The sequence below is a fragment of the Gephyromycinifex aptenodytis genome (assembly GCF_012277275.1).
Lineage (GTDB): Bacteria > Actinomycetota > Actinomycetes > Actinomycetales > Dermatophilaceae > Gephyromycinifex > Gephyromycinifex aptenodytis.
This window is the reverse complement of sequence record NZ_CP051155.1, coordinates 448,648-473,602: the sequence shown is the minus strand read 5'-3', so window position 1 is coordinate 473,602 and position 24,955 is coordinate 448,648. Positions and strand designations below refer to the sequence as shown.

General features: G+C 66.0%; 21 protein-coding genes and 1 tRNA gene. 16 read left to right on the top strand and 6 right to left on the bottom strand.

All coding sequences use genetic code 11. The annotated features are described in order from the left end of the window. Positions 1-45 precede the first annotated feature (45 nt). From G9V96_RS02015 to G9V96_RS02000, 4 genes are all read left to right on the top strand, one after another. Positions 46-537: an NfeD family protein gene (locus tag G9V96_RS02015; protein WP_168581541.1), complete on the top strand. Its 492-nt coding sequence runs from the start codon at positions 46-48 to the stop codon at positions 535-537. Positions 538-590: 53 nt separating this feature from the next. Further along, positions 591-1,790: an SPFH domain-containing protein gene (locus tag G9V96_RS02010; protein ID WP_168581540.1), complete on the top strand. Its 1,200-nt coding sequence runs from the start codon at positions 591-593 to the stop codon at positions 1,788-1,790. A gap of 69 nt (positions 1,791-1,859) precedes the next feature. Then, positions 1,860-2,627, top strand: coding sequence for a sulfite exporter TauE/SafE family protein (locus G9V96_RS02005; RefSeq protein ID WP_168581539.1), 768 nt, complete (start codon positions 1,860-1,862; stop codon positions 2,625-2,627). Positions 2,628-2,754: 127 nt separating this feature from the next. Next, the gene (locus G9V96_RS02000; RefSeq protein WP_168581538.1) at positions 2,755-3,561 is read left to right on the top strand and encodes a TrmH family RNA methyltransferase; all 807 of its coding nucleotides are present in this window, start codon (positions 2,755-2,757) and stop codon (positions 3,559-3,561) included. Positions 3,562-3,814: 253 nt separating this feature from the next. On the opposite strand, the gene G9V96_RS01995 is transcribed toward G9V96_RS02000, so the two are convergent. Then, positions 3,815-4,351, bottom strand: a complete 537-nt coding sequence (locus tag G9V96_RS01995; protein ID WP_168581537.1) for a YbhB/YbcL family Raf kinase inhibitor-like protein — start codon at positions 4,349-4,351, stop codon at positions 3,815-3,817. Positions 4,352-4,568: 217 nt separating this feature from the next. Between G9V96_RS01995 and G9V96_RS01990 the strand changes: the two genes are divergently transcribed. The 3 genes from G9V96_RS01990 (at position 4,569) to G9V96_RS01980 (ending at position 8,630) form a co-directional block, all read left to right on the top strand. Then, positions 4,569-5,387: a lysophospholipid acyltransferase family protein gene (locus G9V96_RS01990; protein WP_168581536.1), complete on the top strand. Its 819-nt coding sequence runs from the start codon at positions 4,569-4,571 to the stop codon at positions 5,385-5,387. Positions 5,388-5,484: 97 nt separating this feature from the next. Then, positions 5,485-7,569 carry a DEAD/DEAH box helicase gene (locus G9V96_RS01985; RefSeq protein ID WP_226913384.1) on the top strand — a complete coding sequence of 695 codons (2,085 nt, stop codon included), beginning with the start codon at positions 5,485-5,487 and terminating at the stop codon, positions 7,567-7,569. A 230-nt stretch (positions 7,570-7,799) separates the two neighbouring features. Then, positions 7,800-8,630: a DUF2382 domain-containing protein gene (locus G9V96_RS01980; protein ID WP_168581534.1), complete on the top strand. Its 831-nt coding sequence runs from the start codon at positions 7,800-7,802 to the stop codon at positions 8,628-8,630. Between the two features lie 1,344 nt (positions 8,631-9,974). Here the strand turns inward: G9V96_RS01980 and galE are convergent. Then, positions 9,975-10,922, bottom strand: coding sequence for a UDP-glucose 4-epimerase GalE (gene galE, locus G9V96_RS01975; protein WP_168581533.1), 948 nt, complete (start codon positions 10,920-10,922; stop codon positions 9,975-9,977). 178 nt (positions 10,923-11,100) lie between these two features. On the opposite strand from galE, the gene G9V96_RS01970 reads away from it, so the two are divergent. After that, a complete protein-coding gene (locus G9V96_RS01970) occupies positions 11,101-11,337 on the top strand; it encodes a DUF3263 domain-containing protein (RefSeq protein ID WP_226913382.1) in 237 nt (78 codons plus the stop codon). A gap of 170 nt (positions 11,338-11,507) precedes the next feature. Here G9V96_RS01970 and G9V96_RS01965 read toward each other — a convergent pair. Continuing rightward, positions 11,508-11,595 (bottom strand) — tRNA-Leu (locus tag G9V96_RS01965). Positions 11,596-11,675: 80 nt separating this feature from the next. Beyond that, positions 11,676-11,879, bottom strand: coding sequence for a DUF5703 family protein (locus G9V96_RS01960; RefSeq protein ID WP_168581531.1), 204 nt, complete (start codon positions 11,877-11,879; stop codon positions 11,676-11,678). A gap of 115 nt (positions 11,880-11,994) precedes the next feature. On the opposite strand from G9V96_RS01960, the gene G9V96_RS01955 reads away from it, so the two are divergent. Together G9V96_RS01955 and G9V96_RS01950 are read left to right on the top strand one after the other, a co-directional pair. Next, complete coding sequence (locus G9V96_RS01955) at positions 11,995-12,339, top strand: primosomal protein (protein ID WP_168581530.1); 345 nt, start codon at positions 11,995-11,997, stop codon at positions 12,337-12,339. Between the two features lie 305 nt (positions 12,340-12,644). Further along, complete coding sequence (locus G9V96_RS01950; protein WP_168581529.1) at positions 12,645-13,493, top strand: undecaprenyl-diphosphate phosphatase; 849 nt, start codon at positions 12,645-12,647, stop codon at positions 13,491-13,493. Between the two features lie 3 nt (positions 13,494-13,496). Here G9V96_RS01950 and corA read toward each other — a convergent pair whose 3' ends face one another. After that, positions 13,497-14,468 carry a magnesium/cobalt transporter CorA gene (corA, locus tag G9V96_RS01945; protein WP_168581528.1) on the bottom strand — a complete coding sequence of 324 codons (972 nt, stop codon included), beginning with the start codon at positions 14,466-14,468 and terminating at the stop codon, positions 13,497-13,499. 79 nt (positions 14,469-14,547) lie between these two features. Between corA and G9V96_RS01940 the strand changes: the two genes are divergently transcribed. From G9V96_RS01940 to mshC, 5 genes are all read left to right on the top strand, one after another. Continuing rightward, complete coding sequence (locus tag G9V96_RS01940) at positions 14,548-15,249, top strand: MSMEG_4193 family putative phosphomutase (protein ID WP_168581527.1); 702 nt, start codon at positions 14,548-14,550, stop codon at positions 15,247-15,249. Positions 15,250-15,578: 329 nt separating this feature from the next. Continuing rightward, positions 15,579-17,393: a heparinase II/III domain-containing protein gene (locus tag G9V96_RS01935; RefSeq protein WP_168581526.1), complete on the top strand. Its 1,815-nt coding sequence runs from the start codon at positions 15,579-15,581 to the stop codon at positions 17,391-17,393. A 29-nt stretch (positions 17,394-17,422) separates the two neighbouring features. Then, on the top strand, positions 17,423-17,980 hold the full coding sequence (locus G9V96_RS01930; RefSeq protein WP_168581525.1) for a DUF3090 family protein: 558 nt from the start codon (positions 17,423-17,425) through the stop codon (positions 17,978-17,980). Positions 17,981-18,020: 40 nt separating this feature from the next. After that, a complete protein-coding gene (locus G9V96_RS01925; protein WP_210424441.1) occupies positions 18,021-18,959 on the top strand; it encodes an SCO1664 family protein in 939 nt (312 codons plus the stop codon). Positions 18,960-19,023: 64 nt separating this feature from the next. Further along, entirely contained in the window at positions 19,024-20,289 is a 1,266-nt protein-coding gene (gene mshC / locus G9V96_RS01920) for a cysteine--1-D-myo-inosityl 2-amino-2-deoxy-alpha-D-glucopyranoside ligase (protein ID WP_168581523.1), read from the top strand. A 12-nt stretch (positions 20,290-20,301) separates the two neighbouring features. Here the strand turns inward: mshC and G9V96_RS01915 are convergent, their stop codons facing one another. Continuing rightward, complete coding sequence (locus G9V96_RS01915; protein ID WP_168581522.1) at positions 20,302-21,150, bottom strand: PAC2 family protein; 849 nt, start codon at positions 21,148-21,150, stop codon at positions 20,302-20,304. A gap of 230 nt (positions 21,151-21,380) precedes the next feature. On the opposite strand from G9V96_RS01915, the gene metH reads away from it, so the two are divergent. Beyond that, positions 21,381-24,953 (top strand): methionine synthase, encoded by a 3,573-nt coding sequence (metH, locus tag G9V96_RS01910; protein WP_168581521.1) that lies wholly within the window; start codon positions 21,381-21,383, stop codon positions 24,951-24,953. Positions 24,954-24,955: the final 2 nt, after the last annotated feature.

The window sequence follows — 24,955 nt, the reverse complement described above, 5'->3', positions numbered from 1 at the left end:
CCTCGTTCTTGGCCAACCGACGAATGAGCAGGAAAGGCCCAGCCCATGGACTGGTTCATCGATAACAGTTGGGCAATCTGGCTAGCTCTCGCCCTCACGCTGGGCGCGGTCGAGGCGGCCACTGTCGACTTCGTCTTCCTCATGCTGGCAGGGGGTGCTCTCGCCGGCGCTGTCGCCGGTGGGCTGCATGCCCCGGTCGAGGTGCAGTTGATCCTCGCCTCGGTGGTGGCGGTGTTACTGCTGGTGGGGGTACGACCAGTGGTCAAACGCAAAATGTTGGACAACCTTCCGGACGCCGGTCTGGGCGTTGCCGCCTACGAGGGAAAGGTCGCCCGGGTCACTGCCCCGGTCGATCAAACCGACGGCCGGGTGTACTTCGAAGGCGAGGAGTGGTCAGCCCGCACCGAGGAGTCTCACCTTGCCCCATTGCCCGTCCACAGCCGTGTCCGCGTGGTGCGCGTTGACGGTGCAACACTCATCGTGCTTCCCACGCCTCCTATCCAAGATGTGACCCGCGAGAACACAAATCCAGCCTGAGCATCCGCAAAGGGTGTTCCAGGCCGCCCGCCTTCATTGTTAGGGGCTTGACTATGCCGTCGATCGCAACCCTGCTCATGCTTCTGCTTGTGGTGTTCGTGGTGATCGTCGTCGTGCGATCCGTGCGAATCGTCCCGCAGCAGACCTCGCTCATCATCGAGCGACTCGGTAAGTACTCTCGGACCCTGGACGCGGGCATCCACGTCATCGTTCCGTTCGTAGACAAGGTCCGCGCGAACATCGATCAGCGCGAACAAGTTGTTTCTTTCCCGCCGCAGCCGGTCATCACCAGCGACAACCTCGTCGTCAGCATCGACACCGTCATCTACTACGCGGTGACCGACCCCAAGGGCGCCGTCTATGGGATCGCCAACTTCATCCAAGGCATCGAGCAGCTGACGGTCACCACCTTGCGTAACGTCATCGGTTCGCTCGACCTGGAACAAACACTGACCAGCCGCGACCAGATCAACGGCCAGCTTCGTGGAGTGCTGGACGAGGCCACCGGTAAGTGGGGCATCCGGGTATCGCGGGTGGAGCTGAAGGCTATCGACCCACCGCACAGCGTGCAGGACTCGATGGAGAAGCAGATGCGCGCCGAGCGAGACCGCCGCGCCGCGATCCTGACCGCAGAAGGCGTCAAGCAGTCCGCCATCCTCACCGCAGAAGGTGAGAAGCAGAGCCAGATTCTGCGCGCGGAGGGTTCCGCGCAGGCGAGCATCCTAGAAGCTCAGGGTCAAGCGCGCGCGATCAAGCAGGTCTTCGAGGCCATCCACAAGGGCAAGCCCGATCAAAAGCTCCTCGCTTACCAGTACCTGCAGGTCCTACCGGAACTGGCCCGTGGCGATTCCAACAAGATGTGGATCGTGCCCAGCGAACTCACCGAAGCGATGAAGGGCTTCGGGAAGGCCTTCGGCGCCAGTGCCGACGAGAGCCCCTTCCCCCAGGGCCCGGATGCCGAAGTGGACAGCGACTTCGACAGCCGCGATGCTTTCGAGGACACCACGCTGGAGGACCCGATGGAGGCGTTGGCCCGAGCGCGGGAAGAAGCTGCCCGTACCTCCGCCGAGGCCGAAGGCGCATCGGCGCGCGCGCAGGGACGCAACCGCGGCGTCGGCGGACCCAACAACCCGGCGATCGCCCCCTCCACCGCAGCCATGCCCGCCATCGGTGGGATGACCCCCGGTGAGGTCCCGGCTGCGACACAGGACCCCGCGACCGGTGGTTCGACGGTGGCCCCGCCCCAGGACTGAACGCGACCCGACGTGAACTGGCCCCCGAGCTGGGGGCGACGAAGGCACCCCGCTGCGTAAAGTGGCGGGGTGCCTTTGTGGGAATTGATTATCGTGCTGCTGGCTGGCGTGGCGGCCGGCACGATTAACACGATTGTTGGTTCGGGATCTCTCATCACGTTCCCGACCCTACTTTTCTTTGGTTATCCGCCGGTTGTGGCGAATATGTCGAACAACGTCGGCCTTTTGCCTAGAGGCCTCACCGGGGTACACGGTTACCGACGCGAATTGGCTGGACAAGGGCGCGTCTTGCGCCGACTGTTACCGGCCTCGGCACTGGGTGGTATCACCGGCGCGCTGCTACTTCTCGTTCTGCCACCGCAGGTATTCGAGGTCGTAGTTCCGCTGCTGATCGGGATCGGCGTCGCCCTGGTCGCGTTCGGCCCGGCATTACAGAAGCGCGCGGCCGCGGCTCACGACGACGTCGTCCATCCCGCCCGGGCCGCCGCCCTGCCCGTAGGAATCTTCCTTGCGGGCGTCTATGGCGGCTATTTCGGCGCCGCGCAAGGTGTGATCCTCGTGGGCATCATGAGTGTGCTCATGGCCCAGGACCTCCAGGTCGTCAACGGCATCAAGAATGTTCTTGGTTTGTGCGTGAACACCATCGCCGCGCTCGTCTTCATCACCGTCGCCGGGCGCGACATCGACTGGCTGGTCGCCGCCGTCATCGGGGTGGGCACTCTCATCGGCGGTGTCATCGGGGCGCGGGTAGGGCGCAGGCTGCCGCGGCCCATCCTGCGGGCGATCATCGTCTTGATCGGCGTTACGGCCATCATCCGGATGACCCTCTTCGCCTGAGGACCAGCCCCACCGAACCGGCCCCGGGCAGGGTTGGCGCGGCCTGATGGCTGCTCCTCGAGGGACCTCGGCGAGGTTCGACCGGCCCTGCGCAGGAGCGGCCCGGCGCGCAGCGCAGAATGTCGGCATGCCCATCCAGATCACCGACTCCGACGACGAGCGCGTCCGCGACTATTTCAGCCTCACCGACGTCTCGCTTAGGCGCCGCCTAGAACCCGAGCGCGGGATCTACCTGGCCGAGAGCGAGAAGGTGATCCGGCGCGCGCTGGCGGCCGGCCATCGGCCGCTGTCCTTCCTTATGGCACCGCGCTGGCTGGAGGACATGGCCGAGGTCGTCGCTCATGCCGAGCATGATGGGGTTCCGGTCTATGTCGCCGAGCATGAGGTGATCGAGTCGATGACGGGCTTTCACCTGCACCGGGGTGCCATCGCGGCAATGCAACGCCCGGAATTGCCGCCCGTGGATGCCGTCCTGGACCGGGCGCGGCGAGTGGTGGTGTTGGAGGACATCGTCGACCACACGAACGTCGGGGCTATCTTCCGCTCTGCGGCAGCGTTGGGAGTGGATGCGGTTCTGGTGACGCCGCGCTGTGCGGATCCGTTGTACCGACGCAGCATTCGCGTCTCGATGGGCACCGTGTTCCAGGTTCCGTGGACCCGGATCGGTCCGTGGCCGCAGGGGGTGGAGTATTTGGGCTCGCTCGGGTTCAGCGTGGCGGCCTTCGCGTTGCGCGAGGACGCCATCAGCTTGGATGCGCTGGCTGACGACCCTCCAGATCGGCTTGCGCTGGTGATGGGGGCTGAGGGGGATGGGCTGTCGCATTCGACCGTCGATGGCGCAGACATTGTGGTGCGGATCCCGATGGCAGGAGATGTGGACTCGCTGAACGTGGCTGCCGCTTCGGCGGTTGCGATGTGGGCGCTGCGGCGCTGACCAGCTCAGCAGTCACGCCGGGAAACAGTGCCGCCCACATGAAGATCCGGCCGGAAACAGCCTTACCCGCGGCTCGCCAGCTGGGAGGTGGAAGGCTGCCGCCACCTGCCCGCAGGATGCAGCCGATGTGCGCTGGAACGGCGCACCCGTGGTGATCCAGTGCGGGTGCGCCGGCGAGCTGTCAGCACCACGCGAACGCGAAGGGCCCCCGCATCACAGCTCGGGGGCCCTTCAATACTGGCGTGGCGGATGCTCAGTCCTGCACGGCAAACATGCCGGTCAGGGTGGCACGGGCGATCACGTGCTCCAGCATGGCGAACGATGCCTTGGCGGGGCTGGTGTCTGCGTCCAGGCCGAGGTCGGCTACGTCCAGGGCGTGCACCGCGAACATGTACCGATGCGCGCGGTCCCCGGGCGGGGGAGCGGCACCACCGAAGTCGCGGGTACCGAAGTCGTTCTTCAACTGCAGCGCGGGGCGCGGTAGCGAACCTCCGCCGATATGCCCAGCGCCCTCTTCGACGCTGGTGGCCTCCGCGGGGATTCCCGCCACGAACCAGTGCCAGAAGCCGGAGGGGGTGGGGGCGTCGGGGTCGTAGCAGGAGAGCACATACTGCTTGGTGCCGGCCGGCGCACCTGACCACGCCAGCGCGGGGGAGAGGTTCTCTGCGCCGAAGGAGTGCTTCTCCGGCAGGTCCTCACCGTCGGAGAACCCCGGACTGGTCAGCTCGAACGATCCGGTTGACGGCAGCAGCTCGTAGGGATCGGGGGCGATCGGTCGTTGCAGGTTCATGTGGCCGATCCTAGTGAGCCAGCAGCGCCTAAGCGAGCCCCTACCGGGCGCTATGGCGGTTCCGGGCCGACAGGTGCAGGCGAGTCGGAAACACGAATCGAGTCGTCAGGGTCGAGCAGGTGGCAGCACTGTTGCGGGCCTGCGGGGCCTTCGTGGTCACCCGGACCACGCTGCGGCATGTTCGCGGCACCCATGTTTCGTGGTTAAAGTCAGGCCCATGGAGCCGGTCTATACCCCCGTCATCGGGTTCGCCCGCATCGTGTTCGCGGCCCAAGGCCTGAACTTCAAAGTGACCGGTGCCGAGCACATCCCGACCACCGGGGGCGCCGTGATCGTCATGAACCATTTGTCTTACTTCGACTTCGCTTACGCGGGGTTGGCTGCTCGCCCCTCCGGGCGGGTCATCCGGTTCATGTGCAAGGACTCGATCTTCGAGCACCCGGTGGCCGGGCCCTTGATGCGCGGAATGAAACACATCTCGGTGGACCGGGATAACGGCTCGCAGTCATTCCGCGATGCCCTACGCGCATTGAAGTCCGGTGAGCTTGTCGGGGTATTCCCCGAAGCAACCATCTCGCGCAGCTTCGAGGTCAAGGCCTTGAAATCGGGCGCCATTCGGATGGCGCAGGCTGCGCGGGTGCCCCTGATCCCGTTGGTGCTGTGGGGTTCCCAGCGGGTGTGGACCAAGGGTCAGCCCAAGCACCTGGGGCGGACCCGCACCCCGATCTCCTTGGACGTGGGTGAACCTCACCAGGTCGAGCGCCGCGCGGACATCGAGCAGGAGACGTTGCGACTGCGTGAGCAGATGACGGCCATGGTGCGAGCGGCCCAAGAGGCCTATCCGCCGATGAGCGGGGAGGACCTGATCTACGTCCCGGCTCGCATGGGCGGGCTGGCACCCACATTGGAGGCAGCGAACGCGATGGACGTCGAAGATGCTCGGCGACGTCGACTCGAGCGGGCGGCGCGGGCCGGTCGCACTGCCCCCGCCGAGCCGGTCGCGCACGACCCCTCGGATCCGATCGCCCCGGCCTGAGCACACCGAAGCGCAGGCAGCTGGGCCGAGCCAGAAACCGGCTTCAGCCGGCTGCACGTGGCGCAGGGTTGTCAGCGGCGACCAGTACGGTTCAAACGTGACCTCCCCTGTGACTCCTCTCTCGCAGCAACGGCTCGCTGTTGCCCAGAACGTCATCACCGCCCTGGCCGGACCGGAGGCGAGGCTGCGCGAGGATCAGCTCGCCGCGGTATGCGCCTTGCTGGAGCCGCAGGCGAAGGTGCTCGTGGTGCAGGCCACTGGGTGGGGAAAGTCGGCCGTGTACTGGGCGGCGACTGCTATCCGGCGAGCGGAGGGCGCGGGCGTGACCTTGGTCGTTTCGCCGTTGCTATCGCTGATGGGGGATCAGGTGGTGGCCGCGCAACGCGCCGGGCTGGCGGCGGCCACGATCAACTCCGGGAACCTCGAGGACTGGGGACAGATCGAGGCCCAGCTGGCCTCCGACGAGTTGGATGTGCTGCTCGTCTCGCCCGAACGTCTGGCCAACCCCGGTTTCGGGCGGCGAGTTCTGGAACGCTTGCGCGGCAGGCTGGGGCTGCTCGTAGTGGATGAAGCCCATTCGATCTCCGACTGGGGACACGATTTTCGGCCCGACTACCGCCGCGTGGCCGACACGCTCATGGAGCTCGACCCCAGCTGCCCCGTGCTGGCGACAACGGCAACCGCCAACGCCCGCGTCACCCGCGATGTGGCCCACCAGCTCGGACAGGCCACGACCGTCCTGCGTGGCCCGTTGGGCCGCGACAGCCTGCAACTTGCGGTCTTGCCGCCACTTTCGGCCCTGCAGCGCTACGCCTGGGTTGTGGACCACCTGCCGCTGCTACCGGGCTCCGGCATCATCTACACCTTGACGGTGGCTGATGCACAGCGCCTCGCGGAGGCCGTGACTGCAGCGCACGGGCCGATAGCGCCGGCCTATTCGGGCCGGTTGGAGCCCAGCGAGCGGGCCCGCTTGGAAGCAGCGCTGCGCCGCAATGAGGTGAAAGCGCTCATTGCCACTTCCGCGCTCGGGATGGGCTTCGACAAGCCGGACCTGGGTTTTGTCGTCCATGTCGGTTCTCCACCCTCACCTGTTTCCTATTACCAACAGGTCGGACGTGCCGGTCGAGGCATCGACCACGCTCTTGTTGCGCTCCTGCCCTCTGCCTCCGATGAGGGGGTCTGGCGCTACTTCGCCACCGCCACCTTGCCCGACCCGGCACAGATTCGGGCGATCCTCGACGTCCTGGGCGGCGAGCCCAGATCGGTACCGGCGATTGAAGCAGCCACGGGAGTGCGCCGGGGACGGGTCGAACTGCAGCTGAAACAGCTGGCGGTGGACAACGTCGTGGAGCGAGTAGAAGGCGGATGGGTAGCCACCGGCCGGGAATGGCACCACGATGCCGAGCACGTGGCTGCCATCCTGGCCCAGCGCGAGGGTGAGGCCGCGATCATGCGCGACTACCTGGCCGGTCGCGAGTGTCTGATGAGTTTGCTGCGTAGGTCACTGGATGACCCGGACGCACCGCCGTGCGGGAGGTGTTCGGTGTGTCTGGGGGCGCTACCCGCACCGCTACAGGCCGAGCCGCAGCCGGACACCGTCACCAACGTCTCGGTTCTGTTGCGGCGCGGCTTTCACGAGTTGGAGCCCCGCCGGATGTGGCCGGGCGGGGCGTTCGGCCGTAAAGGTCGCATTTCCGCGGCTGAGTCCGCCGAGGCCGGTCGAGTGCTGATCCACGCCGACGCCCCTGAATGGGAGGAGGCGCTGCGGCTGTTCGCCGCCGACCAGCTGGACCCGCACCTGCGCCAGCATGCAGTCGGAGTGCTGGCCAGGTGGAAGGAGCAGTGGCCCAGTCGTCCTGAACTGGTCATCGACCTGGACGCCGAGGGCCACCCCGGTGCGCTCGCCGCACTCAGTGACCACCTGGCCGAGGTGGGCAGACTGCAACGGGCCACGATCAGGGTGTCCGGCGTGAGCGGATCCGGGGACGAGGGTGGGGGAGCCGAGGCCGCCAACTGGGCCGCCCGATGCATGCCGGTCGAGCCCGCAGTTGTGGCCGACCGCTGTGTGCTGCTGGTGGTGGATGCCACCTCCACCGGCTGGGTCGTGACCGTGGCTGCCTCCATGTTGCGCTCGGCAGGGGCCACCCACGTCCTTCCGCTGCTGGTGCACCGTCGGGCCTGACCGCCAAGCCACCCCCCTGACCTGCATAAACGTCGTTCATCCGGCGTTCATTTAATTTCGGTGTTTAGGAACGGGAACTGGGGGGCATAGGGAGGACGTATGACGTTGTGGCGGGATCCACCAGGGTCTCAGCTACAGTCGACACAGCCGAAGGGACCGAGTGCTACGCGCTCTCCGGTGGGGTTTGATCCCCGCCGGCTCCCTCGACAAACATTTGAGAGGAACACAGGATGTTCGGGAACGACATGACGAACGATGAGATCACCCGCCTGCACGACAGCAATGTCGTAGACCAGAACGGTGACAAGGTCGGCTCCGTCGGCCAGATCTACCTCGACGACCAGACCAACCGTCCCACGTGGGCCACGGTCAAGACGGGCCTCCTCGGTTCCAAGGAGACCTTCGTCCCGCTCGCTGAGGCGACGATGAGCAACGACGAGATCCGGGTTCCCTACACCAAGGACTTCATCAAGGACGCGCCGAACATGGACGCGGACCACCACATCTCTGAGCAGGAAGAGGAAGACCTCTACCGCTACTACAACCTCTCCGCGTCTGGCGTAGCCACCGATGTGGACCAGACCGCTGGCGTGGCCAACACCGCTGGTGTGGCCAACACCGCTGGTGTGGACAAGGACGTTCGCGTCGACACCGAGCGTCGTGGCGACGCCGGCGTGAACCGCGACGACGAGGGCTCCGTGGTGCGCCACGAGGAAGAGCTCACGGTTGGCAAGGAGAGTGTCGAGACCGGCCGCGTCCGCCTCCGCAAGCACGTCGTGAGCGAGCAGGAGACGGTCAGCGTCCCCCTCGACCGCGAAGAGGTCCACGTGACGCGTGAGCCGATCCGCGATGGCGACACCGGTGGCCGTATCGGTGACGACGCGGATGTCAGCGTCACCCTGCACGCCGAGCGCGCCGTCATCGGCAAGGAGACCGTTGCCAAGGAGCGCGTCGGCCTTGACAAGGACGTCGTGAGCGAGAACAAGGAGTTCACGGAGACCGTCCGCAAGGAGCAGGTCGACGTGGAGCGCGATGGCAAGGTCGACCCCAAGGGTCACTGAGCATCTTTTGCTCGCGGTGAGCTGAGGCCCACCACATAGCGCCGGGCGGCGCATGACGAAAGTCGTGCGCCGCCCGTTTGCATGCCCTGACTGCTTCTCGGCTGGCCCGCCACTCCTCCCGCCGTCCCCGTGGAGATCCCCAGCCCCCACCCCACGGACTGAGCGACTCCAAAGGGACACACCAATCTCCTACCGCCCCCCTGTGTCCTGGAGCTGATGAGCACCGTCTGGCGGGTCATACGCCTGGACAGGAAGCCGAGGTGTGAGGCTATCCGTCCGACTGCTGTCAACACGTCGTTGGCCGGCTGCCCGTGCTGAACTCCCCAAAGGTCGCCCATCGTCGGAGGCGGTCAGCGAACGCCAACCGGGAGCGAGGGAGAAGTTCCGTGAATCCTGGTGTGGAAAGCGCATCTAGACGGATTACGTCCGGTTGTTTTTGCCTTTCTAGGTCCACGTCCCAGGAATAGAGATTCTCCCGAATGGGGATGTATGCAAGTGATCTGACGTTCGCATACTGGGAATCTGGATCTGAATGCGTGCCACGATTTTGTCTGAGGTTGGGTTTCGCGGACTCGGACCACAGGCGAAATCGTATGAAACCTCTGAAACTCCCTCACCTGCCGGACTCCACTGCAAGCGCAAGGGCGATGACACCTGTCACCCCCGTCGCATCGGGGTGTCCGGCCGAGGGAATCAGCGGGGCCGCAGGCTCCGCCGTTGGCCGCGCCGCGGCCCAGTTACGGGTAGACCCTTTCCGATGCGGGTTCCCCAGTCTTGGAGTCAGCATGCCTTACGGTCTGTCACCGGCCTGACCCACGCTCCGTACTGCGGGTTTCTGATCGAGTCCACGGCCCATGCGCTCAATATGGCTGACACCCTGGGTGATGTGGGGGAGTTGCATCTCTGGCCGGGTTGGGAGCAATCGGGATGGGTATTGATGCGGTCATGTCTTCCTATCCACCTCAGGGGCCCTTCGACGGCCCACAAGACGCTCCGCGCCCTGAGCCCATCGAACCGATCGGTCGCCCCGACCCCTTCGGCCCGCAAGACGAAGTTCCCTCGGCACAGCAGCCTTCCCGAGGCGGCTTCAGCACCTTTCCATTCCCGCACTACACGACGCGCACGCGCAGCGGCATGCAGGTCTCCGTGGGTGGATGCTGCCTGCCTCTGCCCTTGGGCTGCCTCACCGGCTTGGTGGCCGCCGCCGGGATCGGTGTTGCCACTTGGGCTCGTCGAGGCTGAGCCCCCAAGCAACAAAACATGTGGGCCTGGCCGGAGCCGACCGGTACAGGCCCACGCGTGTCGCAACGAGTCAGAGGCAGCGCCAAGGGCGCGGATGTCTGATCAGAGGTTCATGAAGGCCCAGGCATCGGCGACGATGTCGTTCAGTTTGCGCTGTGGCGCCCAACCCAGCTGCGACTTCGCCTTCTCCGACGAAGCGACCAGGGTCGTCGGGTCACCTGCCCGGCGAGGCTTCACCTGAGCCGGGATGGGGTGGCCGGTGACGGCGCGCGCGCTGTCCAGCACCTCCATCACCGAATATCCCTGTCCGCTGCCCAAGTTGAAGATGCGGTGCTGACCGGGCTCGGATGAGTCCAGAGCGAGCAGGTGCGCTTCCCCCAGATCCAGCACGTGCAGGTAATCGCGGATGCAAGTGCCGTCCGGGGTGTCGTAGTCGTCGCCGAAGACGAAGATCTTCTCCCGGGTACCGGCTGGAACCGCGAGCACGTTTGGGATGAGGTGCGTCTCGACCGCGTGCCGCTCGCCGAAGTGGTCTCGGGCTCCACCCACGTTGAAGTAGCGCAGCGAGGTGGCGCCGAAGCCGTAGGCCTTTGCGTAGTCACTCAGCAGCATGTCGATCGCCAGCTTGGAGTGCCCGTAGGGGTTGATGGGGCGAGGCGGTACGTCCTCGGTGATGGGGGAGACGTCAGGCTCTCCGTAGGTGGCCGCGGTCGAGGAAAAGACCACCCGCGGGATCTGCGCGTCCCGTACCGCCTCGAAGAGGCGGTAGGAGCCGACGACATTGTTTTCCCAGTACAGCTGCGGCTTCTCTACGGACTCCCCGACAAGGGATTTGGCGGCGAAGTGCAACACCCCGTCGAATCCGCCGCCCTTCAGGACGGGGGCGATGTCGTGCACCCTGCACTCGATGAGGTTTGCAGCCTGCGGCACCGCGTCTGCGTGCCCTGTCGACAGATCATCAACCACGGTCACCTCATGACCGGCATCGAGCAACTGCGAGGTGACGACCGATCCGATATAGCCGGCGCCGCCGGTGACAACGAGCTTCATAGCTGACCTCCCCAACGTGTGTGTGCCCCGTATGTCGGGACTCCCCGACGTAACTCTAGGCCTCAGCTGCACACCCGGTGGCAGCGGACCTCAACCCTGGTCATGACCAGCCGATGAGCATCCGTCAGTGCCACCCAGCCAGGAGGTTCGCATGCGTCGGCCGCCACGAAGTTCCGCGTTGAGCAGACGAGATCTGGGCGTCCTGGCAATCGAACGGACCTGGGGGACTGCACCTACGGCGCTGGAGCAGAAGCTGATCGACGCCGACCGCGAGCTCGGCCTGGACGCACGCGGGTACGCCTTGGTGGTCAACGGACTGATCGACGACCCGGCCGCCTTCGCTCACGATCCGCACACCGTCGCCCAGCTTCGGGCCACGCGCGACCAACGACGTGGCGGTAGCCAACGCTGCTGAGGCCCTGCGGATTGCCCTGCCGGGCCGGTGGGCGCCGCATCCTGGGTCGGCAAGCCGCGGCAGCCGCCCCCGGCAGGGTGGTGCTTGCGCGTTTCCGCCGGAAAGTCAGGACGGTGAAAAAAGATGACCAGGCCTTCGACAGGCCCGGTCAGCTTCGGTTCGTTCGTGTGTGGTGTCCGGAGGGGGACTTGAACCCCCACGCCCGATAAAGGGCACTAGCACCTCAAGCTAGCGCGTCTGCCATTCCGCCACCCGGACAGGTGTTTCGCCGCCGACGCATCGCGACCGCAACGACACGGAACATTAGCACGGCGCGTTGGCCTGCGCGAAACCGTGACTCAGCATCCAGACGAGGCGGCAGATCGGCGTGGAACCCGGATGATTTTGCGCCGGAGCCAGACCCGCCGCCGCCCGTTGAAGGAGTACCGGACGCGGGCCAGTTCCCACTGTCCGTACTCGGCCTCGTCGGTCAACATCCGACGGGTCTCGTTGGTCCCCATCCATGGGGGGATCGTCAGCTCGCGGTACTCGTATTCGACCATCGATACCCATTGTGCACGGCGTCTTTGTGTTGGCCGACAACCCGAACTGAGGCGGCGCGCAACCGGAAAATGTCTCTAGGTGTCAGGTGGGGGCTGGACGCGGTAGCGTCATGGCATGAGCGCAGACCCACGGGCCGCCCTGGCCACCTTCGTTACCGCCCTGGAACGGCACTTGGAAGCCGCATCCTCCCGGCACGGGGAGAACGATCCCGCCGTCGTGGCGGCCTATCAGGACGTCGCTGAGGCCTTCGATCGCTACGAAGATGCGCTCATGGACGCCTTCGAGGAGGTCACCCCGCTGGAGATCTTCAGCGACGACGACTTCGATGACGACATCGACGGCTTCGACGATGACGACGACTCCGACGACGATGACTCGGATGACGACGATGACGATGACTCGGATGACGAATCGGATGACGACGATGACGATGACTCGGATGACGACTCCGACGACTGAGTCACGGTAGCGGCTTCCGTTCGCGCCGCCCCAGCAGAACTCACCGCCCGCCAGCTCACTCAGCCATGAGTGAGCCCGATGGGGCCCCACACGCAGACAGCGTGCGGGGCCTCATCGCCGTTCCCGGGCAGTCGCGGCCTGACCGAGAACCAGCGCACACGCCGAGAAGCGGCTGCGGATTCCCGCCGATTCTGCGGACTGTCGCCCAGGCGTGCCGGGCGGGGATCGCTCACGTCCTACGCTGAGAGCGTGGGGCACCCCCTGGGCGCTCTGCACTGTCGCTTGTTCACTCTGAAAGGCCTCGCGTGGAGCTCACCTATCTGCATGCCCTCATCCTCGGAATCGTCGAGGGGGTGACCGAGTATCTGCCGGTGTCCTCCACGGGGCACCTGACCATCACCGAACAGTTGCTCGGGCTGCCCATCGACAACCCCGCGGTCACCGGCTACACGGCGACAATCCAGATCGGTGCCATTGCGGCGACGCTGGTCTACTTCTGGAAAGACATCACGCGGCTGTTCCTGGCCTGGGTGCGGGGGCTTCGCGATTCAGCGGCCCGCGACCACGACTACACCCTGGCGTGGGCCGTCATCGTCGGTTCGCTCCCGGTGGGTTTCGTCGGGTTCTTCGGACGCCACATCATCACCGGCCCGTTGCGCAGCCTCTGGGTGGTCGCCGCCGCGCTGATCCTGTGGAGTGCGGTCATGTGGTTCGCCGAGGCCAAGTTCGCCAGTTCGGTAAAAGCCGGCACGCAGCGAAGTGAAACCGATGTGACGATCAAGGATGGGCTGGTCCTGGGTCTGGTTCAGTGCTTCTCTCTCATCCCCGGCGTCTCCCGCTCTGGAGCGACCATCTCGGCCGGTCTCATCTCGGGCATCAACCGAGTGGTCGCAACTCGGCTCTCGTTCTTCATGGCGATTCCGGCATTGACCGCGGCTGGGTTGTTCGGCCTCAAGGACGTGGACACCGCGATCCTGCCCATCGGGCCGATGATCGTAGGAGTGCTCGTCTCGTTCGTCGTCGCCTACGCCTCCATTGCCTGGTTGCTGAAGTTCGTGGCGTCCAACTCCCTGCGTGCTTTCGTGTACTACCGCGTCGCCCTCGGAGTGCTGCTCATGGGTCTGCTCTCCGCAGGCCTGATGACCCACGTCTGAGTTCTACAACCAGCCACTCCTGCGGAACGCGGCATACATGGCGAGACAGACCGCAACCATCAGCGCCAGAACGACGAAGTAGCTGTATTCCCAGTGCAGCTCGGGCATGTTGTCGAAGTTCATGCCGTACACGCCGGCGATCATCGTCGGCACGGCAGCAATAGCGACCCAGGCGGAGATTCGGCGCATGTCGTCATTCTGCCGCAGCGACACCTGGGACAGGTGAGCGTTGAGGATGTCGGACAGCAGCCGGTCATAGGACTCCAGATGGTCGGTGACCTGCAACAGGTGGTCGAGCACGTCCCGGAAGAAGGGCCGCATCTTCTTATCCACGAAGGCTGCTTCCCCCTGGATGAGTCGCCGCAGCGGCGCCACCATGGGTACCGCCGCCCGTTTGAACTCCAGCACCTCCCGCTTGAGCCGGTAGATGTCGGTGCCTTGTACGGACCGGTCGTCTCGAAAAACCAGATCTTCGATCTCGGACAGGTCTGAGGCGATCTCCACGTCGATGCTGCTGTAGGTGTCGACGACGAGGTCGAGTACTGCGTGCACCACAGCAACCGGGCCTCGTCGCAGATGCGCCGGCTTCGTCTCCAGTTGCCGTCGGACCCCGGCCAACGGATTGGCTTCGCCGCCACGCACCGTGAGCACGAACCGATCGCCGGCGAACAGCATCACTTCGCCGGTCTCCACGTCGGACGTCGCATCCACATAGCGGAGGGTCTTCACCACGATGAACACGAGGTTTTCGTAGACCTCGATCTTTGCGCGTTGGTTACCGGTGACCGCGTCCTCCACCGCCAGCGGGTGCAGCGCCAGCTCGGCATTGATCGCAGCGAACTCCTCCGGCTCAGGGTCTTTCAGACCGATCCACAAGAATCCCGTGCCCTCGGTACGGCACCGTTCGAGTTCGCTGGAGGGATCCCCACAGTCCTGACGTACCCCGTCGCGGTACACAGCCTTGTCAACAATCACGGTCCATAGTGTGCATCCGCTTCGCGGGAACCACGGAGTCCCCCGCGAAGCTGCCCACCGGGCGCCTACAGTGGGCCGGGTGTCGACCTGTCTCCTCGTCCGCCACGGACGAACAACTGCCAACAGCTCCGGCGTCCTCGCCGGCTGGACCCCAGGTGTCGAGCTCGACGAAACCGGACGCGCCGCCGTCGGCGATCTGAGTCGTCGCTTGTCGGGGCTGCCGATCGCCCGCATCGTCAGCAGCCCCCTCACCCGCTGCCTGCAGACCGCCGACATCTTGCGTTCGCAGGCCTTTCCACAGATCCAGGTCCAGGAGCTGGACGCGTTGGGGGAGTGTTGGTACGGGGCATGGACCGGTCGCGCCTTGAGCGAACTCGCCCAGGAACCCCTCTGGCGCACCGTGCAAGACCACCCCAGCGCGGCTCGCTTCCCCGAGGACCCGAAGCACCGTGGCGAGTCGATCGCTGAGATGTCGGCCCGGGCTGTTGCTGGGGTCCGGGCCATCGACGCCGAGGTCGAGGCCGAGCACGGCCCGAACGCGCTGTGGCTGGCGGTCTCGCACGGCGACGTCATCAAAGCGATCCTCGCCGATGCCGCCGGATCTCACCTCGACCAATTCCAGCGTTTCATGGTCGCACCCGCCTCGCTACAGGTCGTGCGTTACACCCAACGCCGCCCGTTCCTGCTTCGGCTGGGAGACACCGGGGCGGATCTATCTGCACTCATGCCGCCTGCGGAAACGGCCGCTAACGCGGACGCCGCCGTCGGGGGAGGCGCCTGAGCGGGTTCCAACCAGCGCCTGGATCGAGGATCTCGGCGCCCGCGCATTCCTGCCCTGAAGTCCGTCCTGAGCACCCTGCGTCTGGCGCGATCAGGCGAGCAGTAGCCGCACAAAAGCGATACCACCGCCCACTCTGCTGGCGCCTGCCCCAGCCTGCGATCTCACTCATCATCGAGATCGCAGTCAAGCGCCGGCAAAGAACTGCTTCTGACTTCCCCAACAGCCAGTCCCTCTTGCGCGCCGTCGCGCCTGGCCCAGGTCCCGGCGGGCAATGCTTACCACCGGGGACCAACTGAGCAAGACACTTTCGGGGACGTGAGGGGTTTTCCATGCATTGCGCAGCTTTACGTACCATCACGGTCGGCGCGCTGGTCGCGACCATGGCTGGCGCCGGTTCGGTTGCGACCGCACGGCCGATAACCTCGGACGCGGCACGTAAACAGCCCCGCTATCTGTGTAGCAACCTCGAATTCGGAAACCCGACCGAGGACGTGCTCAAGGACGTGTACCGCTGGGGAATCTACGCCGACAAGGTCGGCAACGGTCGCGGAGACATCGACTGGAACCTCGATCCGCACAAACAGGTGAGCTGGCGCATGTGGTTGAACGCACTGCGCTGGCTGGGCAAAGCCGTGGACGCGGCGGGCAAGGGCAACGCCCAAGCCCGGGCACACGCCCTGGCCATCACCCGTGACTGGATGAACGATCACCAGAAGGATTGGACCGGCGACGACACCGTCACCGAGGGTGCCATGCACCGCACCAACATGCTGCTGTGCCTGCGCCAAGCCGTGGCTTCCCCCAACGGCAAACTCAGCCCGGACCTGGCCTGGATAGATGCCGCCATCGAGCGGCACGGTAAGTGGCTCACCGCGCACTACTCGGGTGTCGGCAACCACGGAACCAACGAATCGATCACCCTGGTCGGCGTCGGAGTGACACTGCACCGGCGCGAGTTCACTGATCTGGGTGTTCGTCGCCTGCGAGAAGCGCTGCCGCTGACGATCGACGCCCAAGGCGCCACCGACGAACAGTCCACCGGGTATGTCCTGCTCAACTACGACCTGTGGATGCGCGCCCGGGACACCTTGCGTGAGGCGCAGGTCGCCGCAGACCTGCAGCGACAGATCGACGTCTCGCTGGCGCGCCTGGCCACCTTCTTCGCCCACGCCACCAACTCCCTGGGCTATCACCATCAGATCGGTGACAGTGAGCGTCGCCGGCTGCGCCCCCTGGTCGGGACGCCGCACGAATACATCGCCACCGGCGGCCGCTCGGGTAAACCGTTGTCGAACCGGGTGGCGATCTATCGAGCTGGATACGTCTTCGGTCGTTCCGGGTGGGGGACCGCAAGCACCCCGCTCATCGACGAGTCCTCGTATTCGCTGCGTTTCGGACGCGCCAAGCGGGCCCACGGTCACGATGACAAAACCTCGATCACCTACCAGGCGCGGCGCCGAGACGTGCTCATCGACCCCGGTCTCGGCGAATTGAACCGCGACGCCTGGCGTGAATATCAGACCGGCTTCGCCGCCCACAACGCTCTCGTCGCCCCCGGGATGTCGCGGGCACCCGCCGCGCTGACCTCCAGTTCACTCAGCCCCAAGGCCGACACTTTCGTGGTCACAGACACCCCCGGAAAGGGATTCCAGCGATCCCGCACCGCAATGTTCCTGCGCGGCCCGGAGGCACTCCTGGTCGTGGACGCCGCAACCGCACCGAAGGTGACCACCTTCTCCCAACACTGGCATCTGCCCACCGACGCCTCCGTGCGAATCGCTCGCAACGCCGCAACCGCGTTGGTGGGTTCCAAACGCACCGAGAAGACCATGGTCATCCCGCTGGTGGTGGGGGCTAAGGGCGATATCCCTCGGCTGCGCACCGTCACCGGATCGACCAACCCCATCCAGGGCTGGCACTGGCACACCATTTTCGAGAAGAAGCCTGCCCCGACGGTCAGCGGGCAGATCAAGGCCCGCTCGGTGCGCGTCGGTGCGCTCGTGGTGCCGGCCGGGGCTAAGGACGCGGTGCGGGTGCGCACCACGGTCTCAGCCGGTGGCACCACGACCTGGACCATCCGCGTCGGCGGTAACACCGCCATCGTTGGACACCGCGCAGACGGGACACTCATCCGGGTGCGCTAAGCAGGCACCGGCCGGTTATCGTCGGAAGCATGGCCCTCTTCGAATACGACCCGCCCGAGCGCTTTGTCGCGGGCACCGTCGGCCCGGCGGGGCAGCGCCAATTCTTCCTGCAAGCCACCGGCGGCGGTCGCACCACTACTGTGTCGCTGGAGAAGCTGCAGGTGAACGCGCTAGCGGACCGGATCAACGACATGTTGGACGAGTTCGCCGCCGGTGAGGCCAGCGAACAGGCAGCCGAGGCGTTGCTGGACAACGCACCCCTGGACACCCCCATCGAGGAGGAGTTCCGGGTAGGGACGATGCGCCTGGACTGGGAACCAGCCTCACGGCGTCTGATCGTGGAATGTCACGCCGCCGGCGACGCCTTCGACGAGGCAGACGAAGCCCTCGCCGAGACCCTGGCCGACCCGGCGCTGGACCCCAGCCAAATCGTGCTTCGAGTGGCCATGTCACCGGCCGGCGCCCGGGCCTTCGCTCGCCGCAGCGTCAAGGTCGTGGCCGCCGGGCGTCCGCCGTGCCCGTTCTGCGCCGCTCCGCTGGACCCTGCCGGACATGTCTGTCCCCGGGCCAACGGCTACAAACGGTGAGGCTGTTCATCTGCACGCGAGCCGTCTGCGGGAGTCGCGGGTGAAGTCTCAGGACATCATCGATGTGCTCGAGAACGGCTCACTGCGGGTGCGTGCCCAGCTGCTCGACGCCTCCAACGCGGCATTCCTGGTCGAAGTGCTCCCACGAGCCGAGGCCGATCCCGCCAGCGCGCCCGGCCCTGAGCTGTACGGGGTCTACAAGCCCATCCGTGGCGAAGAACCACTGTGGGACTTCCCGACCGGCCATCTGGCGCATCGAGAGGTGGCTTGCTTCCTCATCGACGAGGCCGGCGGTTGGGGGTTGGTGCCCCCCACCGCGCTCATCACCGGGCCGCTGGGACCGGGATCACTGCAGCGCTGGGTCACCGACGCAAAGCGCGTGCTGGAACAGGCCGGTGATCCCACCTCGGCAGCCCGCGAGCCTGAGGCTGGGGCGGTCAGGCCCACCGGCATCGACACCGCAGACCTCGAGGCCGGTGGGCAAGAGGCCGGAGCTGAGGCCGACATCGTGCGCCTCCTGCAGCCGGGCACCGACCTGCCCGGCTGGCTTCCGGTGTTCACCGGAGAACTCCCCAACGGCGGGCAGGTCCTCGTCGCCCACGCAGACAACCCCAGGTTGCGTTCCCTGGCGGTGCTGGATGCGGTCGTGAACAACAGCGACCGCAAGGCTTCGCATGTGCTGCGGGGCAGCGACGCCCAGTTGTGGGGGATCGACCACGGGGTGACCCTGCACTCCCAAGCCAAGCTGCGCACCGTCTTGTGGGGGTGGGCCGGGGAGCCCCTGCCCGAGCAGGACCTGCATCGTTTGGAGCAGCTGGCCGCAGCGCTGACGGGCGGTGAACTGCCGCACCGACTCGCGCAGTTACTCACCGCCGAAGAGATCACCGCGCTGCGAGGGCGGGTCGCGCACCTTCGTCGCACCCGACGCCACCCCCTGCCTGCACCCGGGTGGCCGGCGCTGCCCTGGCCGCCGCTGTGACCCAAACACGGCCGTCAGCGGAACCGACTCAAGGGTTGCCGGTGAACGCGTCTAAGATCACGCCGTGATTGCCTGGCCCAGCCCGCATGTTCCCGAACTCGCCTCCTACGGTCGGGGGCCGCTGCCCTGCGTCCACGACGACGCTCGCGGGGAGAAGGTGCTACTGCAGCCCGGCCCGGTGGCCACCGTCTATGTCTGCGGCATCACCCCCTACGACGCCACGCACCTGGGCCACGCGGCGACCTACGTGACTTTCGACGTGCTCAATCGGGTGCTTCGCGACGCGGGTCATCAGGTGTTGTACGCCCAGAACGTCACCGACGTCGACGACCCGCTCCTGGAACGCGCCAAGCGCGACGGGATGGACTGGCGTGACCTGGCAACCCGGGAGATCCAGCTCTTCCGCGACGACATGAGCGCATTGGCCGTCATCCCTCCCCAGCACTACGTCGGCGTCGTGGAGAGCGTTGCGGAGATCGGCCGCTCTGTGCTGGAGCTGCTGGCCAGCGGAGCCGCTTACCGCATCGGACAACCCGAGGCGGGCGGTGAGGGCGTCGAGGACATCTACCTTGATCTTGCCAAGCAGCCGCAGTTCGGGAAGGTCAGCGGCTGGAGCGAGGACGAAATGCTCGCCGTCTTCGCTGATCGCGGCGGCGACCCGGAACGCGCCGGCAAACGTGGCGTCTTCGACCCGTTGTTGTGGCGAGCTGCGCGAGCGGGGGAGCCGTCTTGGCAGGTGGCCGGGCTGGTTCCGGGCCGACCCGGTTGGCACATCGAATGTACGAGTATCGCCACCCGAGCGCTGGGCACGAGCTTCGATGTTCAAGGCGGCGGCAGCGACCTGGTCTTCCCGCACCACGAGATGAGCGCCGTCCAGGCCAAGGCCGCGCACGGCCCCGACGCTTTCGCCTCGGTGTACCTGCATCAAGCCATGGTCGGTTTGGACGGCGAGAAGATGAGCAAGTCCAAGGGCAACCTGGTGCTGGTCTCGGTGCTGCGGCGTGCGGGCGTCGACCCGATGGCCATCCGGTTGGGGCTGCTGGCTCACCACTACCGAACCCCGTGGGACTGGACCGATGAGGTTCTGGACCAAGCACGGCACCGCTTGCAGACCTGGCGGGCGGCCGCAGCCAATTGCCCGCGTGCCGACCAGCGCCTGGTGGACGCGGTGCGCAACAGGTTGGCTGATGACCTGGACACCCCCGGCGCGCTCGCTGTTCTCGACGATTGGGCAGCCGCTGTCGGTGCTGCCGAGACCGCAGCAGCGCAACCGAGCAACGAGATGCCGGTCGCGGCAGTCCTGGACGCGCTCCTCGGGGTGCAGCTTTAGGTAACTGCGCGCCTAGCGGTTGTCGTCTTCGCGTCGGCGCAGGTAACGCTCGAACTCCTTGGCAATGGCATCGCCGCTGGCCTGCGGGTGCTCAGCGGTGTCCTGAGCCTCTTCCAACGCCTGGACATACTCGGCGATCTCTTCGTCAGAACCGGAGAGTTCGTCCACTCCGCGTTCCCACGCTCTGGCCAACTCCTCCAGTTCACCGTGCGGCAGAGCCAGATCGAGCAATTCCTCGACGCGGCTGAGCAGGGCCAGGGCCGCCTTGGGGGAGGTGTGGCCACCGGCATAGTGCGGCACCGAAACCCAACACGAAAGGGTCGGCAGGTCGGACTGATGCGCCGCGTCGGCCACCACGCCGACGATGCCCACGTGCCCGTCGTAGGTGCTCGGTTCGAGGTCGTAGCGGTGCGCCAGACGGCGGTCCTCAGAGGTGACCATCACCGGGCAGGGGCGGGTGTGCGGGACGTCCGCCAGCAGCGCTCCGAGCAGGACGAGGATCTCGGCGTCGACCTCATGGGCGAGGCCGAGCAGTTCAATGACGAAGGAGCGCCAACGCATCGAGGGTTCGATGCCCTGGATGAGCAGCACGTCGTGGCCCAGACCGGTCTGGCGCGCCAACAGAATCCGGGTGGTGGGCCAGGTGACTCGACGCTCGCCCTCGACGGTAGAGATCCGTGGCCGGTTCACCTGGAAGTCGTAGTAGTCATCGGGGTCGATCGCAGCGACCGGCTCAGCGCCCCAAACCTGCGCCAGGTGCGAGATGACGGTCGTGGCAGCTTCCCCGGCGTCGTTCCAGCCCTCGAACGCGGCGATGACGATCGGCCGGTTCAGTTCGGGTAGTTCCTCGGCCTCGATCATGAAGTGACCTTCGCGCTGGTAGGGGCCATCCCACTGGGGCGCACACGGAACTCACTCATCCCCCCAGCCTACGTACCCGGGGGGAGGCATTGGCTGCTCAGGCAGCCCTTGCCGACAAATCGGGGCTGGTAGGTGGCGGCTCGGGGCATCCGCGGACGCCAACAAAGGCCGTCAGCGGGCAGCTCTAAGATGAATACGAAAAGTTCTCTGCCAGTAATGAGGTTAATTCTGTGAGCAGCCGCTCCGATCGTTTCCGCGCCCTGCTGTCCGAACGTGTGATCATCGCCGACGGCGCGATGGGCACGATGCTGCAGGACGCGAACCCCTCGATGGAGGACTTCGATCAGCTCGAGGGCTGCAACGAGATTCTCAACGTGACGCGCCCCGACATCGTGCGCAGCGTCCACGAGGCCTATCTGCAGGTCGGGGTCGATGCGATCGAGACCAACACTTTCGGTGCGAACTTCGCCAACCTGGCCGAGTACGACATTCCCGAACGCGTGGAAGAGCTGGCCCACGCCGGAGCCGCCGTGGCCCGCGAGGCGGCGGATGCCTGGTCCAGCGATGACAAGCCGCGCTTCGTGCTGGGTTCGATGGGGCCGGGCACCAAATTGCCCTCGTTGCTGCACGCACCGTTCGCGACCTTGCGGGATGCCTACCAGCAGTGCGCGCGGGGTCTGATCCGCGGCGGCGCGGACGCTCTGCTCATCGAAACCAGCCAGGACCTGTTGCAGGCCAAGGCGGCGATCATCGGCTGCAAGCGGGCGATGGGCGAGCTGGAGGAGAACGTACCGATCATCGCCCAGGTCACCGTGGAGACCACAGGCACGATGCTCATGGGTAGCGAGATCGGTGCGGCGTTGACGACGCTGGAGCCGCTGGGCATCGATGTGATCGGTCTGAACTGCGCCACCGGCCCGGCCGAGATGAGCGAACACCTGCGCCACCTGTCCAAGAACGCGCGCGTGGCCATCTCGGTCATGCCCAACGCGGGGCTGCCGCAGCTGGGCAAGCACGGCGCGGTCTACCCGTTGTCCCCGCAGGAACTCGCCCAGGCGCATGCCGGCTTCGTTCGCGAGTACGGCGTCAGCCTCGTCGGCGGCTGCTGCGGCACCACCCCCGAGCACCTGGCCGCGGTTGTGCAAGCCGTCGGGGGGATGCCCATCCCGGCCCGCGAGCCCAATCCGGAACCCGGGGTCGCCTCGTTGTACACCGCCGTGCCCTTCCGGCAGGACGCCAGCTTCCTGTCCATCGGGGAGCGGACCAACGCCAACGGTTCCAAGGCCTTCCGTGAGGCGATGCTTGCCGAGAAGTGGGACGACTGCGTCGAGATCGCCAAGAATCAAACCCGCGACGGGGCGCACCTGCTAGACGTGTGCGCGGACTATGTGGGCCGCAACGGCGCCGGCGACATGGCCGAGATCGTCTCGCGCTTCAACACCTCCAGCACGCTGCCGCTTGTTCTGGACTCCACCGAACCCGATGTGGTCCAGGCCGGTCTGGAACGCGTCGGTGGTCGGGCCGTCATCAACTCGGTGAACTACGAAGACGGCGAGGGGCCCGGTTCACGTTTTGAGCGGGTCATGCGGATGGTCTCCGAGCACGGTGCCGCCGTGGTGGCACTCACGATCGACGAGCAGGGTCAGGCACGCACCCGCGAACACAAGGTCGCCGTGGCCACCCGCCTGATCGAGGCGCTCACTGGGCAGTGGGGGATGCGCGTCGAGGACATCATCGTCGACACCCTGACCTTCCCGATCGCCACCGGGCAGGAGGAGACCCGCCGCGACGGCATCGAAACCATCGAGGCGATCCGGGAGATCACTCGGCGCTACCCCGGTGTGCAGACCACGTTGGGTGTCTCCAATGTCAGCTTCGGATTGAAACCGGCTGCGCGAGTGGTCCTGAACTCGGTTTTCCTGGATGAGTGTGTCAAGGCCGGTCTGAGCAGCGCCATCGTCAACTCGGCGAAGATCCTGCCGATCGCGCGCATCCCCGAAGACCAGTACAAGGTCGCCTTCGACCTGGTGCACGACCGCCGGGAGTGGGCGGGGGAGCCGGGTACCAGCGAGTGCACCTACGACCCGCTGTCGTTGATGCTGGAACTGTTCGAGGGCGTCGACTCAGCATCACTGAAAGCCTCCCGGGCAGAGGAGCTCGCGGCGATGCCGCTGGATGAGCGCCTCGCCCAGCGCATCATCGACGGGGAACGCCAAGGGCTGGAGCCGGACCTGCAGGAAGCCGTCGACTCCGGCAAGCCCGCCCTGGCAATCATCAACGACCACCTGCTCGAAGGTATGAAGATCGTCGGTGAGCGGTTCGGCGCGGGCACGATGCAGCTCCCGTTCGTGTTGCAGAGCGCCGAGACGATGAAGGCCGCGGTGGCCTACCTGGAACCCATCATCGAAGAGCAGGTCGCGGCCGGTGGCGGCACCCGCCAGGCCAAGGCGAAGGTGCTGTTGGCCACGGTCAAAGGCGACGTTCACGACATCGGCAAGAACCTGGTCGACATCATCCTGTCGAACAACGGTTATGAGGTCGTCAACCTCGGCATCAAGAAGACTGCCAACGAAATCATCGAGGCCGCGACCACCCACGGCGTCGACGCCATCGGCATGAGCGGACTGCTCGTGAAGTCCACGGTGGTGATGAAGGAGAACCTCGAGGAGCTCAACACCCGGGACCTCGCTCAACGTTTCCCGGTGATGCTCGGCGGCGCCGCGCTGACCCGCGCCTACGTGGAGCAGGATCTCGCCGAGGTGTACCAGGGCCATGTGCGTTACGCCCGGGACGCGTTCGAGGGCCTGCGCCTGATGGACGCTGTCGCCAAGGCCAAGGACGACCCCTCGGTGGATCTCGCAGAAGTCTTGCCGGAGCTGCGCAAGCGTCGAGTCCGGCCCAACGCCGCCGCCAAGGACGACCTGCCCGATGTCAATGACACGACGCCTGCGGACATCAGCCGCGACCACAGCATCCCGACCCCGCCGTTCTGGGGGACGCGCGTGGTCAAGGGCATCGCGCTGGCCGAGTACGCGGCCTACCTCGATGAACGTGCGACGTTCCTGGGCCAATGGGGTCTGCGTCCGACCCGCGGGCAGGACGGCCCCAGCTATGAAGACCTGGTCGAGACCGAAGGGCGCCCCCGGCTGCGGATGTGGCTGGACCGGATCGCCACCGAGGAGATCATGAACCCGGCCGTCGTCTACGGCTACTTCCCGTGCTACTCCGAAGGCAACGACCTGGTCGTGCTGTGGCACGAAGACGGTCAGGACGAGGACGGCTCGCACACCACCGGCGACGTTCGGGCGCGATTCACCTTCCCGCGGCAGCGTCGCGACCGGCGGCAGTGCCTGGCCGACTTCTTCCGCACCAAGCAGGCCTACGAGGCCGATGGGCGCCCCGATGTCATCCCCTTCCAGTTGGTGACGATGGGCGCTCACGTCAGCGATGTGACGGCGCAGATCTACGCCGAGAACAAGTACCGCGATTACCTGGAGCTGCACGGGCTCTCGGTGCAGCTCACCGAGGCGTTGGCCGAACTGTGGCACGCCCGGGTGCGCGAGGAGCTGGGGATCGACGAGGCACTACCGCTCTCGGACATCCTGGACGTGAAGTTCCGCGGTTGCCGGTATTCCTTCGGCTACCCGGCCTGCCCGCAGATGGAAGACCGGGTCACCTTGGTGAAGCTGTTGGAACCTGAACGGATCGGCGTCGAATTGTCCGAGGAACTGCAGTTGCACCCTGAGCAGTCCACCGACGCACTCGTCGTGCACCACCCCGACGCCTCCTACTTCAAGGTCTGAGC